Origin of the sequence: Serratia grimesii NBRC 13537 (genome assembly GCF_001590905.1) — a bacterium.
In the GTDB taxonomy this organism is placed as follows: Bacteria; Pseudomonadota; Gammaproteobacteria; order Enterobacterales; family Enterobacteriaceae; genus Serratia; species Serratia grimesii.
This window is the reverse complement of record NZ_BCTT01000012.1, coordinates 1-14,053: the sequence shown is the minus strand read 5'-3', so window position 1 is coordinate 14,053 and position 14,053 is coordinate 1. Positions and strand designations below refer to the sequence as shown.

The 14,053-nt window shown below is 54.5% G+C and carries 11 protein-coding genes; 5 read left to right on the top strand and 6 right to left on the bottom strand.

The window, feature by feature from the left end; translation table 11 throughout:
- Positions 1–149 precede the first annotated feature (149 nt).
- Positions 150–1,340 carry a mannonate dehydratase gene (gene uxuA / locus SGR01S_RS16015; protein ID WP_061807974.1) on the top strand — a complete coding sequence of 397 codons (1,191 nt, stop codon included), beginning with the start codon at positions 150–152 and terminating at the stop codon, positions 1,338–1,340.
- A 196-nt stretch (positions 1,341–1,536) separates the two neighbouring features.
- Here the strand turns inward: uxuA and yeiP are convergent, their stop codons facing one another.
- Entirely contained in the window at positions 1,537–2,109 is a 573-nt protein-coding gene (yeiP, locus tag SGR01S_RS16010; RefSeq protein WP_037426760.1) for an elongation factor P-like protein YeiP, read from the bottom strand.
- Between the two features lie 276 nt (positions 2,110–2,385).
- Complete coding sequence (gene mtr / locus SGR01S_RS16005; RefSeq protein WP_037426757.1) at positions 2,386–3,630, bottom strand: tryptophan permease; 1,245 nt, start codon at positions 3,628–3,630, stop codon at positions 2,386–2,388.
- A gap of 287 nt (positions 3,631–3,917) precedes the next feature.
- Between mtr and SGR01S_RS16000 the strand changes: the two genes are divergently transcribed.
- Positions 3,918–4,172 (top strand): YkgJ family cysteine cluster protein, encoded by a 255-nt coding sequence (locus tag SGR01S_RS16000; RefSeq protein ID WP_012145951.1) that lies wholly within the window; start codon positions 3,918–3,920, stop codon positions 4,170–4,172.
- Positions 4,173–4,178: 6 nt separating this feature from the next.
- On the opposite strand, the gene SGR01S_RS15995 is transcribed toward SGR01S_RS16000, so the two are convergent.
- The 4 genes from SGR01S_RS15995 to SGR01S_RS15980 all read right to left on the bottom strand — a co-directional run bounded on the left by SGR01S_RS15995 (position 4,179) and on the right by SGR01S_RS15980 (position 9,915).
- Positions 4,179–5,357, bottom strand: coding sequence for a sugar efflux transporter (locus SGR01S_RS15995; RefSeq protein WP_061807973.1), 1,179 nt, complete (start codon positions 5,355–5,357; stop codon positions 4,179–4,181).
- A 224-nt stretch (positions 5,358–5,581) separates the two neighbouring features.
- Positions 5,582–8,062 carry a trimethylamine-N-oxide reductase TorA gene (gene torA, locus SGR01S_RS15990; RefSeq protein WP_061807972.1) on the bottom strand — a complete coding sequence of 827 codons (2,481 nt, stop codon included), beginning with the start codon at positions 8,060–8,062 and terminating at the stop codon, positions 5,582–5,584.
- 12 nt (positions 8,063–8,074) lie between these two features.
- Positions 8,075–9,235 (bottom strand): NapC/NirT family cytochrome c, encoded by a 1,161-nt coding sequence (locus tag SGR01S_RS15985; RefSeq protein WP_037426900.1) that lies wholly within the window; start codon positions 9,233–9,235, stop codon positions 8,075–8,077.
- A gap of 257 nt (positions 9,236–9,492) precedes the next feature.
- Positions 9,493–9,915 carry a nucleotide triphosphate diphosphatase NUDT15 gene (locus tag SGR01S_RS15980; RefSeq protein ID WP_061807971.1) on the bottom strand — a complete coding sequence of 141 codons (423 nt, stop codon included), beginning with the start codon at positions 9,913–9,915 and terminating at the stop codon, positions 9,493–9,495.
- Positions 9,916–10,162: 247 nt separating this feature from the next.
- On the opposite strand from SGR01S_RS15980, the gene fruB reads away from it, so the two are divergent.
- The 3 genes from fruB to fruA are packed head-to-tail and all read left to right on the top strand — an operon-like array spanning position 10,163 to position 13,937.
- On the top strand, positions 10,163–11,296 hold the full coding sequence (gene fruB / locus SGR01S_RS15975) for a fused PTS fructose transporter subunit IIA/HPr protein (protein ID WP_061807970.1): 1,134 nt from the start codon (positions 10,163–10,165) through the stop codon (positions 11,294–11,296).
- Positions 11,293–12,234, top strand: a complete 942-nt coding sequence (gene fruK, locus SGR01S_RS15970; RefSeq protein WP_061807969.1) for a 1-phosphofructokinase — start codon at positions 11,293–11,295, stop codon at positions 12,232–12,234. The genes fruB and fruK overlap by 4 nt, the downstream gene beginning before the upstream one ends.
- An 11-nt stretch (positions 12,235–12,245) precedes the next feature.
- Positions 12,246–13,937 carry a PTS fructose transporter subunit IIBC gene (fruA, locus tag SGR01S_RS15965; RefSeq protein ID WP_061807968.1) on the top strand — a complete coding sequence of 564 codons (1,692 nt, stop codon included), beginning with the start codon at positions 12,246–12,248 and terminating at the stop codon, positions 13,935–13,937.
- Positions 13,938–14,053: the final 116 nt, after the last annotated feature.

The window sequence follows — 14,053 nt, the reverse complement described above, 5'->3', positions numbered from 1 at the left end:
ACCAATCATGGTTTCGTTTTTGACAGACAGATACGAAGGAGTAAGGTGAAAGATAACCGATATCTGTCTCAATTTGGTATAACAAGATCATCAAAACTGTGAGATCTTTACCCCTCCGTAATACTGGGCGATTTTTATAAGGATAAATAATGGAACAAACATGGCGTTGGTATGGGCCGAACGATCCTGTCTCTCTTGATGATGTGCGTCAGGCGGGCGCCACTGGCGTCGTCACTGCATTGCACCATATTCCGAATGGCGAGGTATGGCCGATCGAGGAGATCAAAGCTCGTCAGGCACTGCTGGCAGAGAAGGGGCTAGTGTGGTCAGTGGTAGAAAGTATCCCGGTGCATGAAGAGATCAAAACTCACAGCGGCAATTACCAGAAACATATCGCCCATTATCAACAATCGTTGCGTAACCTCGCGGCTTGCGGCATCGATACCGTTTGCTACAACTTTATGCCGATCCTCGACTGGACACGCACCGATCTGGAATATGTGTTGCCTGACGGCTCGAAAGCACTGCGTTTCGATCAAATCGCCTTCGCGGCTTTTGATTTGCACATCCTGCAACGCACAGGTGCAGAGCAGGATTATACGCCGGGAGAGCAGACGCAGGCCGCCGAGCGCTTTGCGGCCATGAGCACTGCGGAGATTGCCACGTTGACCGGCAATATCATTGCCGGGCTGCCGGGAGCTGAAGAAGGCTATACGCTGGATCAGTTCCGTGCTCGGCTGGCGGAGTACGATGCGATCGACAAGGCGCAGCTGCGCGAGAATATGGCGGTATTCCTGCGTGCAATCGTTCCGGTGGCGGAGGAGGTGGGTGTACGGTTAGCGGTGCATCCAGACGATCCGCCGCGGCCAATCCTTGGTCTGCCGCGCATTGTCTCGACCATTGATGATATGCAATGGTTCAAACAGACGGTAGACAGCCTTTATAACGGTTTTACTATGTGTACCGGTTCTTATGGTGTGCGTGCGGACAATGATTTGGTGCGGATGATTGAGACCTTCGGCGATCGTATCCATTTCACTCACCTGCGTGCCACTTGTCGTGAAGAAAACCCGAAAAGCTTCCATGAAGGCGCGCATCTGCAAGGTGACGTCGACATGGTGGCGGTGATCGAGGCGATTCTCAATGAAGAACAGAGGCGTTACAAGGCAGGCGATCGACGGCCAATTCCGATGCGTCCCGATCATGGGCACCAGATGCTGGACGATCTGAAGAAAAAAACCAACCCGGGTTACTCGGCGATTGGGCGTTTGAAGGGGCTGGCGGAACTGCGTGGAGTCGAGCTGGCGCTCAAACGCCGTTTCTTCCCTGAATTACCGTAGCGTTAAAATCAACAGGGGCCATAATCGGCCCCTGTGCTTGATGACAAAGTGGTTTATTAATTTCAGATACCCGGGCCTGGTGTGCAGAGGGGCCATTATGGGACACGTCCATGTGGGTCGGCAGCTAAAGCTGCTACGACCCCTTCGGCACGCTCTCCCTAATAACGAGCTTTGTCAGCAGTCTGTTGTGTTAGGACTAGTCGGCGCGGCTCATGTAGCGGCGCTCGGCAATATGAATGCGGATTTTGTCACCGGCGCTGAGGTATTCCGGCACCTGAATGGTAAGACCGGTCGCCATAGTGGCCGGCTTGTTGCGGGCACTGGCAGAGGCGCCTTTGATGCCTGGTGCGGTGTCGACAATTTCCATATCCACGGTTTGCGGCAGTTCCAACGCAAGCACTTGGCCGTCCAGCGTCAGTACCTGCATGCCTGGCAGACCGGCCTCAGGAATAAACAGCAGTTCGTCTTCGATCTGGTCTTTCTTGAAGATGTAAGGGGTGTAATCCTCGTCATCCATGAAGACGTACTCTTCGCCATCGATATAAGAGAAGTTCACCTTGCGACGGGACAGGCTAATGGTATCTAGGATATCGTCGCCCTTGAAACGTTCTTCTACCTTCAACCCGGTACGGACATCAGAGAAGCGCATTTTGTATAAAGTGCTGGCACCGCGTGCGCTTGGGCTTTGTACATCAATGTCTTTTACCAGCAGCAATTTGCCGTTGTAATTGATCGCCATACCGCGCTTAATTTCGTTAGCCTTTGCCATATAAAATAACCTGCAATGAAGAGTATTTGGGAAGTTGCGACACGTTACTCGCGCCGTGGATTTCAGGCAAGTAGATCAAGCAAAAACAGTGGCGGAAAAGGGGGGGCGGCGCCATCCCCTCAGATTGCTGACAAAGTTCTTTGCGGTTAAAAGTCTTGTTCTGGGGCTAATAAAACAAAGGATGATGTCTTCTGATTTACCCCACACATCCGAAAACCACGTTTTTCGGGTGTGTGTCACCAGACCAGGGGACGGCGAGTGCCATCCCCCAAGGTGTTACTTGAATACGGGTAGCAGACCCAGTAATGCCAACACATGTGCGACGGCATTGACCACCCCGAACAAAATGATGAACAGGATCATGCCGTAACCACCGGGAGCACGATATTGTGCATCGGCAAAGCGGCGGCGGCTAGCGCGTGCCATCATTGCCGGTACGATGACCGCCCAGACGGTGGCTGCCAGTCCGGCGAAGCCTATGGCATACAAGAAGCCATTGGGGAACAACAGCGCGGCAATTGTTGGTGGTGCGAAGGTGACCAACGCGGTTTTAGTGCGTCCTGCCGTGTCATCGCTGAATTTGAAGAAGTCCGCCAGATAATCGAACAGGCCCAGTGACACTCCGAGGAATGAACTGGCCAGTGCCATATAAGAGAAGGCACTCAGAAGCTGGCCGACGGTCTGGCTGCTGGACACATTACCCATTTGCTTCAGCAGACTGCCGATATTGCCGCCTTCGGCAATCACCTGTCGGAAAGCGTCGCGGGCAATGTTGCCCTGAATCACATACTGCCACAGGATATAGATCGCCAGCGCCAGCAGCGTGCCGTACACCAGACTGCGTACTACTGCGCTGCTGTCTTTATGATAATACTTCACCAGCCCCGGCACATTGCCGTGATAGCCGAACGAAGTCAGCAGATAAGGCAGCGCCGCCAGGGCGTAAGGCAGATAGCTGGCTTGGTCGTCACCACGGTTGAACAGGACTGCCGGTTGTACATGAGTGAACATGTCGCCCACGGACATTACAAAAGTGATCACCATACCGCCGATCAAGATGGTGCTCAGACGATCTACCGCCCGCGTGGAAAGCCAAACGATAAATGCCACTACGATGGCAAATACCAGCCCGGCAGCAGTTTGCCCGACGCCAATGATACCTTCCAGGGTGTGAGCGATGATTGAACCGCCCGCGGAAATATAGGCGTAGGTCAGGATGTACAGTACAAAGGCAATGGAAATGCCGTTAATGGCGTTCCAACTCTTGCCCAGCAGATCTTTAACGATGGTATTGAAGCTGGCACCGCTTGGGTAATGTAGCGCGGCTTCAAGGATCATCAGGCCGGAAATCAGCATACATGCCCAAGTATAAATCAGCAGCGCGACAGAGCCGCTAAACCACACGCCAGAAGTTACAATAGGGATGGAGAACATGCCGGCGCCGACGGCGGTGCCTGCAATGATCATCGCGCCGCCAAGGACTGAAGGGCGCGAAAGCTTCTGGATGGTGTCCGCAGACATGATTAATTGCTCCTGAATGACCGTATCGGTCTTGAGTTCTTTTGTACTAGCTCAATGGTACGTGAGTGGTTGATGCATGTAAAGCCGTGAGTTCGCTTGTTTCATGCATTAATCTGCGGGAATAGGGCTATTTGTGACGTTTTTTTGTTCTGCATGAGCGCCGTCAATTAGCGGCTAAAAAAGTGGGATGTAAAGATTCATAGGCAAACCCGGATTATGCTGGCGGCCAATGAGCGCTACTGATATTGTCGCGCTTCAATTCCGCCAGCCCACCGGGAGACTCGCTGATGGACTGCCGTGCCGACTGTGGCGCCTGTTGTATTGCGCCTTCAATATCCAGCCCGATCCCCGGCATGCCCAACGGCAAGCCCGCAAATACCCGCTGTATTCATCTGAGCGAGCAACTGCGTTGCGGCTTGTTTCATTCGCCATTGCGGCCCAAAGTTTGTGGCAGCCTGCAAGCAAGCCGTGAAATGTGTCACGACCACCGTGACCAGGCGCTAATCTATTTGGCTAAGCTGGAAGCGGATACGGCACCCTAAACCTGTTTACGCGTCTTTAAGCTTCCACAAACACAACACTGCACCGATCACCATCGCCAGCGCGGAATAAAACACCGCGTGGTAGTTCCAGATTTCTGCCACTGCACCGGCGATTGAACCGGCAAAGATCCAACCTACACGGGTCGTGTTGGTAAATAAGGTGGTAGCTGCTCCGGCCTGTCCGGGCATCAAATCCTGAAAATAGAGCATACCAATCCCTGCCAGCACGCCGATAAAGGCCGCGTTAAGCAGTTGCAGGGCGATCAGTTGCCAGGTACCCGTGATAAACAGGAGGCCGACGTAAAACAGCAGGCCAGCCACCACAGCACATCGCATCAGGAAGCGCTTGCCGAAGCGTTTCGCCACCATACCGGCGACCAGCATGGTGGGTATCTCCAGCCCGGCTGCCGTGCCCATTAATACACCTGCCAGCTTTTCCGGCAGGTGCAGTTCATGCACCATATACAGCGGCATTGTGATCAGATACATGCTGTTGGCGGTCCACATAAAGGTGCAGGCCATAAACAACAGCAGCGTATCACGACGGTTCTGGCGCGGAGCTTCCAGCGTGGTGTTGGCTGGCACGGGCGTTTTACGCATTGACGGCAACATTTTCCACACCAACGCGCCACACAGAATGAATGCAGCCGCGGCAGCCAGATACATCACCTTAAAACCGAACCCCAATGCCAGCGCAAAGGCGATAGGGGGCCCGATGACCCAAGCCAGGGAAACCTGTGCACGCAGGATCGAACTGAACATCACGGCTTCGCGACCGGTACGATCGGCGTGTTCGCGTGCCAGGGCAAACATTTGGGGGTTAGCGGTGGAACCGAAGCTGGTCAGCATTACGCCGACGGCCAGCAACAGATAGTAATTACGATTCCATGCGAACAGCACACAGCCTAATGCACCCAACATGCAGCACAGGAAAATCAGCGTTTTACGATCGCCTTTTTGATCCGAACGCCGGGCAAGAAACTGACTGACCAGGATGCCGATGACGGCGCTGCCGGTAAAAAACAACCCGACCATTGAAGGGCGTACCTTCACTTCTGTCGCCAGAAATAGGCTTAACGTGGGGGTCTGTAGCGCACCGGCAATCCCTGTGAGAAAGGCCACCACTAAAAAAGCCAGTGAAGTGAGATCGGGCGAGCGTCGCGTTACCGCAGTTGAACTAGGCATAGAGGTCAGAAAATAGCCGTGAATGAGGGGGTCGCGCGCATAATACGCCTATACCCGTCATACTTGAAGCTGCATCTGTGTTGGCTGCGCCCCTCGCGCCCCGGTCACATAGTTATCTATGCTTCCGGGGACTTACGGGCTTGCCGCCTTGATGCAACTCCAATTATTTAGGGTATATTCCTGCCATACTTGAAGCTGCATCTGTGTTGACCAGGGATTTGCCGTTACGCGCCGATTGGCACGTCGTGTGCAGTGTTTTTCAGCACCTCGCCCTGATATTTCTCTATCTGCAATTGTGCCATTTGCCCACAGTTCCCCTGCGCCAGGCTGGAGGAACCGACGTCGAAGGTCAGGCAGTTGACGTTGCCGTTCTTACACAGAGACCCCGGCTGTGACGGATCAGCCGGATCGAACCAGGCCCCTTCGCTGATACGCACCACACCAGGGCGCACGTCTTCACTCACCACCGCACCTACAAGGATCTGGCCGCGATCGTTAAAGGCGCGCACCAGATCACCGTTAGCGATGCCGCGGGACTGGGCGTCCTGCGGGTGGATCACAATCGCTTCTCGGTCTGCTACCGCATATTTTTTACGCAGTGGCGTATTGTCGAGCTGTGAGTGCAGGCGGTTGATCGGGTGTGCGGTGTTCAGCGACAGTGGATATTTAACCGCCTCCGGTCCGCGATACCATTCATGCGGCGGCATCCAGGTTGGAATACCTGGGCAATCCTGGTATTTCATTTTGGCAATGGCGTCGGAGTAAATTTCGATTTTACCGGACGGCGTACCCAACGGATTGAGCAACGGGTTTTCGCGATAGTCAGCGAAACGTACCCACTGTGTATTGGCCTCAGGCACCGGGAAGCGTACATAGTTATTAGATTCCCAGAACATGTCGAACGGTGGCAGGGCCACCCGGGCGGCGCGCGCCTGAGTCTTCATGTCGTCGTACATGCCTTTCAACCACTGGGTTTCATCTTTGCCTTCGGTAAAGGCATCTTGCACACCCAGCTTGGCTGCCATGGCAGCGAAGATATCGAAATCGCTGCGCGACTCATGCTGCGGCGGTACGCATTGGTGCATCGGGAACACATAGAGTTGCGAGTAGTCGCCGCCCATTTCCAGATCGTTACGCTCATAGCTGGTGGTGGCCGGCAGCACGATATCGGCGTGTTTGGCGGTGGCGGTCCAGTAGGGTTCGTTCACCACGATGGTGTCCGGCCGTTGCCAGGCCTTGACCAGATTGTTGGTGTCCTGATGCTGATGGAAGGTATTCCCGCCAGCCACATACACCATTTTCACCTCGGGGTAGGTGACTTGTGCGCCGTTGAAGTTAATCGTCTTGCCAGGGTTGGTCAGACATTCGGCGATGCGCGCCACCGGGATAGGTGCCGGTGAGTTCTTCGGCGCATTACCGGCAGAAATACCGGAAATGATGCCGCCTTTCGCTGTCGGGCTGCCGCCGGAAGAGTAATGGTAACTGAAACCAAAGCCGCCGCCCGGTAAACCGATTTGGCCGAGCATCGCCGCCACGGTAACCAAAAGCCAGTGCTGTTGTTCACCATGATGCTGGCGTTGAATACCCCAACCGCCCATGATCATCGTGCGATTTTTTGCCATGTCGCGAGCCAGTTGGCGCAATACGTCGGCATCGACGCCGCACACATCGGCGGCCCACTCGGCGGTTTTTGGCGTGCCATCGGTTTCGCCCAGCAAATAAGCCTGGAATTTGTCGAAGCCGGCAGTGTAGGTTTTCAGGAAGTCCGGGTTATGCAGGTTCTCGGTCAGCAGCGTGTGAGCGATGCCGATCAGCATAGCGCCGTCTGTATAAGGTCGAGGGGCGATCCACTGTGCGTCGACAAATTTGGCGCTGTCGTTATGTACGGGATCAATACTGATCACGCGGGTGCCTTTTTTCTTCAGCGCCTCAAAGCCCGTCTGCCCGTAGTGGTCTGGCACGTTCCAACTGTTTTTCAGCGTGATCATCGGGTTACAACCCCACAGAACCACCAGTTGGCTGTTTTCAATCACGTTAGGCCAGGCAGTCTGCTGTTCGTAAACCTCCATAGACCCTACCACGTGTGACATGATCACCTGGGCTGCACCGGTGGAGTAGTCGCCGGCATAACCGAGGAAACCACCGGTCAGGTTCATCAGACGTTGCAGCAGCGTACGGCTGTTATGCAGCATACCGACGCTCTTCCAGCCATAAGACCCGGCATAGATTGATTGTGGGCCGTGGTCTTTCTGTAGACGGGTAATTTCACCGCACACCAGTTCAATGGCTTTGTCCCAACTGACGCGTACCCATTCGTCGCGACCGCGCAATTCGGTATGGCTTCCAGGGCCGCCTTCCAACCAGCTTTTGCGCACCATCGGGTATTTGATACGGTTTTCAGCATGGACTTGATAAGGCGCCATGGTGATCAGTTCGTTCGGATAAGGATCGTCTTTGACCGGTTGCACACCGACCATTTTGCCGTCCTGCACTATGGCTTCAAAAGCGCCCCAGTGTGCCCCTGTCAGAATGCCTTTTTGTGCCTGGCGCAGTACCACAAACTGTGGCAGCGCCTGGCTGATAGCCTGTGCTAATGCGGACTTGGGCCACAAGCCTGCCAGCAAAGGTGCTGCGGCCAGCGCAGTGGCACCGGTCAGGAAGCGGCGGCGGCTCATTTTTAACGCTTGTTGTTGATATTTGCTCATTTCGCTTCTCCCTTAAAGCTTGGCTGGTGCGGCTGGTTGCATGTCACTGGCGTGTTTCTGCACATATTGTGTCAGAACGCGCAGTTGTTCCTGCGTCAGTGAGGTGCGTGGAGCCATACCTTTAATTACGCCGATCCACTGGTTGGCGTTGAAGCGATCGAGAGCGGTCAGGCCGTGGCAACCGGTACAGTTGGCAGACATCATATCCGCTGTGTAGCGCCAGATTTTTTGCTGATCGTCGATCAGTTGCTTACGCGGTAGCCATACCTGGAGAGAAACTTGATGCCACACCAGGCCCGTTTCGCTATCAGTCATGGTGGTGCCTGTTTTTAACAGTTTGCGTGCGTCTTCACCCAGCAGCACGCTGAGAATACGCTTGCCTTGTGCGGCGTAGAACACTTCGTTGACGCCGTCTTGCTGCCAGCCGGTGACGTTGGCCAGCACTTTGTCGCCTTCCTGTTTCACCACCTGAACTTCGGTGGATGGCATCAGGTTACCGGCGTTGTGGCTGTCATCAGGCTTCAGGAAGAAGGGCTCAGTGGCAATGGTGTACAGCGTGGTCGCGGTTGGTGAGGTTTCGGCGGCAGCTTTTGCCAGTTCGGCGGCGCCGGCCTGGGCTGCGCCACTCATATCCGGCAGGATATGTGCCACGCCTTTATGACAATCGATACAGGTTTCACCTTGCTTGATGGCCACCGGATGCTGAATGCGTGCTTCAGGTCGCTGAGCGGTGATGTCCATGGCGTCAAAGCTGTGGCACGAGCGGCAGGTGGCGGAGTCGCTTTCTTTGAGCGTTTTCCATACCGACTGGGCCATGGCCAGTTTATGCGCCTCGTATTTTTCCGGTGTATTAATGGTACCGACCATCTCGCCATAAATGTCTTTTACTGCGCGGATTTTGGTCCATAGGTAGTCAAGCGGCTCATGCGGAACGTGGCAGTCGGCGCATTCTGCACGGATGCCCTTGGTATTCTGGAAGTGGACGCTACCCTGATATTCAGCCAGCGGCTGTTGCATGGTGTGACAGGAAACGCAGAAGGCCGTGTCGCTGGTTTTGTGGAATACCGTCGCGGTGCCCGCTAATAGTGCTGCCCCGAGGATAATTCCGAGCAGTAAAATCCACAGCCATCCCCAGCGGTGCTTTTTTATCAAGCCAGTGAGTTTATTGGTCATATTGAACCCGCTTATAATTATGAAATACCAAGGAAAACCTTGCCAAAAAAGTGCCGGCCGAGCGCCGACATACTTCGAGAAGTATAGGTACTATTAGCAAAGACATCTAATACTATAGGGTTATTTTTAGAGGAAAAACGGCCATTCGAGGGATTTTACAGCGTTATATTCTGAGTTATATAACGAATTTTTTCTGTGGTTTTATCAGTCCATGAGAAAGATCACGGACAGAGGAAAAAAACTCTGAATGAAAACGACTAGGTCGTCGGTAGGTAGGCCTCGCCCGTGAGCCACAGATGAATAGCATTGCGGCTGGCTTCAAAATGCGGCTCCGGTAATGCATTCGGAGAACACCAACGCCATTCGGCACATTTCTCCGGCTCTTTGAGTTCGGGCGTGCCGCCGGGATGCAGTGTCAGCAAGCACACGGATACCGTATGTTTTCCTTCGGCACGCCAGGTTTGCAGGTTATTGCTGATACCGATAAAGCGAGGTGGGGCGATCATCAGTCCGGTTTCTTCGGCAATCTCACGCTGTGCGCACTGTTCAAAGGTTTCACCGGCATCCAGATGCCCGCCGGGAATAGACCAGAAAGGAGCATGCTGGCCGCAGCGTTTTCCCAGCAGTATTTCCCCTTGTGCGTTTACGATGATCACACCGACTCCTGCAACTACAGACATGTATTTCTCCGTCAGCAAAGTTTCAGCACAGTATGTCATTTTAGCGCTGCGACAGGTAACCCTTCGGGAAAAGTGTGCGTAATGTCAAAAATCTATCACATCAAAATGGAGAAAACTTGCTTTCATCCAAAGCTACTTACACACTCCTTGAAACGTTTCAGCGTTATTGTCACGATGATTCGGTGTCGATAACGCTCCTTTTTCCCAATGAAGCTGAAACGATTCAATTCAGCAGGAGAGGAGAATCATGTTCCAGTTGTCACAGCAAGATATTCACCTGGGCGCAACCGCCGGCAGCAAGCAGGAAGCCATCCAGCACGTGGCTTCAGCACTGACTGCGGCGGGGTGTGTCAGCGCCGCCTATGTGGACGGTATGTTGCAGCGCGAGCTGCAAACTTCCACTTACCTGGGGAACGGCATTGCCATCCCGCATGGCACCACTGATACCCGCGATCTGGTGCTGAACACCGGCGTGCAGGTATTTCAGTTCCCACAGGGCATTGAATGGGGCGAAGGCCAAACTGCCTTTGTGGTGATCGGCATTGCTGCCCGTTCTGATGAGCACCTGGCGCTGTTACGCCAACTGACGCATGTCCTGAGCGACGATAGCGTAGCCGAACAACTGGCCAAAACCACATCAGCGGAAGAGCTGCGCAGTTTGCTGATGGGCGAAAAGCTGACAGCAGAGTTCAGGTTTGACGCATCTTTGATTGCGCTTGATGTGGCCGCCGACAGCCTGATGACGTTGCAGGCGCTGAATGCGGGTCGCCTACAGAAAATCGGTGCGGTTAACGCTCAGTTCGTCAGCGACGTCATTACCCGCAAGCCGTTGAATTTGGGGCAAGGCATTTGGTTGAGCGACAGCACCGAAGGCAATCTGACCAGCGCAGCGACCCTCAGCCGACCGGCGCATGCATTTGACGAGGATGGTGAAAAAGTGGCGCTGCTACTGACGCTGTCCGTGGCTGATCAGCAGCCCTTGGCCGTACTGAACTACCTGAGCGATCTGCTGTTGGCAAACAAAGCTGAACGCTTGCTGAACGCTGATGCTGTCACCGTGCTGGCCTTGTTGACCAGTGAGGTAGAAGAAGAAAGCACTACGCTGAGTGCCGAGTATGTGATCCGTAACGAACACGGTTTACATGCACGTCCGGGCACCGCGCTGGTTAACGTGATCAAGCAATTTGGCAGTGAAATTACCGTCACAAATTTGGATGGCAGTGGTAAACCGGCCAACGGACGCAGCCTGATGAAGGTTGTGGCGTTGGGTGTGAAAAAAGGACATCACCTGCGCTTTACCGCCAAGGGTGAAGATGCTGAAGCGGCGCTGAAGGCGATCGGAGAAGCGATTAACGAAGGACTGGGCGAGGGCGCAGCATGAGCAGAAGAGTAGCAACAATTACCCTGAATCCGGCTTACGATCTGGTGGGTTTCTGCCCAGAGATTGAGTGCGGTGAAGTTAACTTGGTCAAAACCGCAGGTCTTCACGCCGCAGGGAAGGGGATCAATGTTGCCAAGGTACTGAAGGACCTGGGTATTGATGTAACCGTGGGCGGTTTCCTGGGGAAAGATAATCAGGACGGTTTCCAATTACTGTTCAGCGATTTGGGTATTGCCAATCGCTTCCAGGTGGTACCGGGGCGCACTCGTATTAACGTCAAACTGACGGAAAAAGACGGTGAAGTGACGGATTTCAACTTCTCTGGTTTTGAAGTGACAGGGCAGGATTGGGAACGTTTCGTGACCGACTCCCTGAGCTGGCTGGGCCAGTTTGACATGGTGGCGGTGAGTGGCAGTTTGCCTGCCGGTGTTGATCCCGACGCCTTTACCGACTGGATGATCCGCCTGCGCGCGCAGTGCCCATGCATTATTTTCGATAGCAGCCGTGAAGCACTGGTTGCTGGATTGAAAGCGGCACCCTGGTTGGTGAAACCGAACCGTCGTGAACTGGAAATCTGGGCTGGTCGACCTTTGCCGCAATTGGCCGATGTGGTTGAGGCCGCACATGCATTGCGCGATCAAGGTATTGCCCACGTAGTGATTTCTCTCGGTGCTGAAGGTGCGCTGTGGGTTAACGCGTCTGGCGCCTGGATTGCCAAGCCACCCGCTTGCGAAGTGGTCAGCACCGTGGGGGCTGGCGACTCGATGGTTGGCGGCCTGATCTACGGCCTGCTGATGCGTGAGTCCAGTGAACATACTTTGCGCTTGGCCACCGCTGTAGCTGCGCTGGCAGTCAGCCAGAGCAACGTTGGCGTGACCGATCGTCCACAGTTGGCCGCAATGATGGCGCGTGTCGATCTGAAACCTTTTAATCAATAGCTGGAGGCAGAATGAAAACACTGCTGATGATAGACAGTTCGCTGGGACAGGCGCGTGGTCACCTGGCGAAACGTATGCTCGGTGCGGCGGCGGCGAAAACCGGTCTGACACTGGTTGAGTCGTTGGCCGAGGCTGAGCTGGTGGTGGTGGCAGGGCAAACTGCGCCTGCTGATACCGCACTGAACGGCAAACAGGTTTATGTGGGTGATGTTGAACACGCAGTGCGTGAGCCGGAAGCTTTTCTGGCGCAGGCTATCGCTGAAGCGAAAGCCTATCAGGCCCCTGTCACAGCGCCAGTTGAGCCCGTAAAAGGGGCTGGACCAAAACGTATCGTGGCGATTACCGCGTGTCCAACCGGGGTAGCCCACACGTTTATGGCCGCTGAAGCCATTGAGAGTGAAGCTAAAAAACGTGGTTGGTGGGTAAAGGTGGAAACCCGCGGCTCAGTGGGTGCCGGTAATGCCATTACACCAGAAGAAGTCGCTGCGGCCGATCTGGTCATTGTAGCGGCAGACATCGAGGTGGATCTGGATAAGTTTGCCGGTAAGCCGATGTACCGTACTTCTACCGGCCTGGCACTGAAAAAAACGGCACAGGAACTGGACAAGGCATTCACTGAAGCCGAGGTTTTCCAGCCGCAGAAAAGTGGTGCGCAAGCTTCCGCGGGCAAGAAAAAAGAGAGCGCCGGGCCATATCGTCACCTGTTGACCGGTGTGTCCTACATGTTGCCAATGGTGGTCGCTGGTGGCTTGTGTATCGCGCTGTCTTTTGTATTCGGTATCAAGGCGTTCGAAGTCAAAGGCACGCTGGCGGCTGCGTTGATGCAGATTGGTGGCGGTTCAGCCTTTGCATTGATGGTGCCGGTACTGGCGGGTTTTATCGCGTTCTCTATTGCTGACCGTCCGGGCCTGACGCCGGGGTTGATTGGCGGTATGTTGGCGGTGAGCACGGGTGCCGGTTTCCTCGGCGGTATTATTGCCGGTTTCCTGGCGGGCTATGTTGCCAAATTTATCAGTACCAAACTGCGTCTGCCGCAGAGTATGGAAGCGCTGAAGCCGATATTGATCATTCCGCTGGTTGCCAGCTTGATCGTCGGTTTGATTATGATTTTCGTCGTCGGTACGCCGGTCGCGAAAATCATGGAAGGCCTTACCCATTGGTTGCAGTCGTTGGGTACCGCTAACGCGGTGCTGCTGGGCGCGATCCTCGGTGCCATGATGTGTACCGATATGGGTGGCCCGGTCAATAAAGCGGCCTACGCGTTCGGAGTGGCACTGCTGAGTTCTTCAGTGTATGCCCCAATGGCGGCGATTATGGCTGCCGGTATGGTGCCACCGCTGGCGATGGGGTTGGCGACATTGCTGGCACGTCGTAAGTTTGAGAAGTCCGAACAGGAAGGCGGGAAAGCGGCGCTGGTGTTGGGCCTGTGCTTTATCTCTGAAGGCGCAATTCCGTTTGCCGCCCGTGACCCGATGCGCGTTCTGCCTTGCTGTATCGCTGGTGGTGCACTGACTGGGGCATTGTCCATGGCGTTCGGTGCCAAGTTGATGGCGCCACACGGTGGTCTGTTTGTGCTGTTGATTCCTGGGGCTATCACACCGGTACTGTTGTATCTGGTGGCGATTATTGCCGGTACGCTGTTGGCGGGAGTGTCTTACGCGGTGCTGAAACGTGCCGACGTCCCGGCGGCTACTGTCGCTTAACATTGCCAATAGAAAGCCGAAGCTGGCTCAATGCTATTCGGCTAAGCCTGACAGACTCTTCTGTTTGTCTCTGTTAGTTGCGTGTAAAGGGAATTGCCACAAACGTAGGGCAATTT

What these genes read in the sequence shown, in the direction of transcription:
- SGR01S_RS15995 (WP_061807973.1), bottom strand. Translation starts at nt 5,357, where the DNA reads ATGCCTAGTTCAACTGCGGTAACGCGACGCTCGCCCGATCTCACTTCA.
- yeiP (WP_037426760.1), bottom strand. Translation starts at nt 2,109, where the DNA reads ATGGCAAAGGCTAACGAAATTAAGCGCGGTATGGCGATCAATTACAAC.
- mtr (WP_037426757.1), bottom strand. Translation starts at nt 3,630, where the DNA reads ATGTCTGCGGACACCATCCAGAAGCTTTCGCGCCCTTCAGTCCTTGGC.
- fruB (WP_061807970.1), top strand. Translation starts at nt 10,163, where the DNA reads ATGTTCCAGTTGTCACAGCAAGATATTCACCTGGGCGCAACCGCCGGC.
- uxuA (WP_061807974.1), top strand. Translation starts at nt 150, where the DNA reads ATGGAACAAACATGGCGTTGGTATGGGCCGAACGATCCTGTCTCTCTT.
- torA (WP_061807972.1), bottom strand. Translation starts at nt 8,062, where the DNA reads ATGAGCAAATATCAACAACAAGCGTTAAAAATGAGCCGCCGCCGCTTC.
- fruA (WP_061807968.1), top strand. Translation starts at nt 12,246, where the DNA reads ATGAAAACACTGCTGATGATAGACAGTTCGCTGGGACAGGCGCGTGGT.
- SGR01S_RS16000 (WP_012145951.1), top strand. Translation starts at nt 3,918, where the DNA reads ATGGACTGCCGTGCCGACTGTGGCGCCTGTTGTATTGCGCCTTCAATA.
- fruK (WP_061807969.1), top strand. Translation starts at nt 11,293, where the DNA reads ATGAGCAGAAGAGTAGCAACAATTACCCTGAATCCGGCTTACGATCTG.
- SGR01S_RS15980 (WP_061807971.1), bottom strand. Translation starts at nt 9,915, where the DNA reads ATGTCTGTAGTTGCAGGAGTCGGTGTGATCATCGTAAACGCACAAGGG.
- SGR01S_RS15985 (WP_037426900.1), bottom strand. Translation starts at nt 9,235, where the DNA reads ATGACCAATAAACTCACTGGCTTGATAAAAAAGCACCGCTGGGGATGG.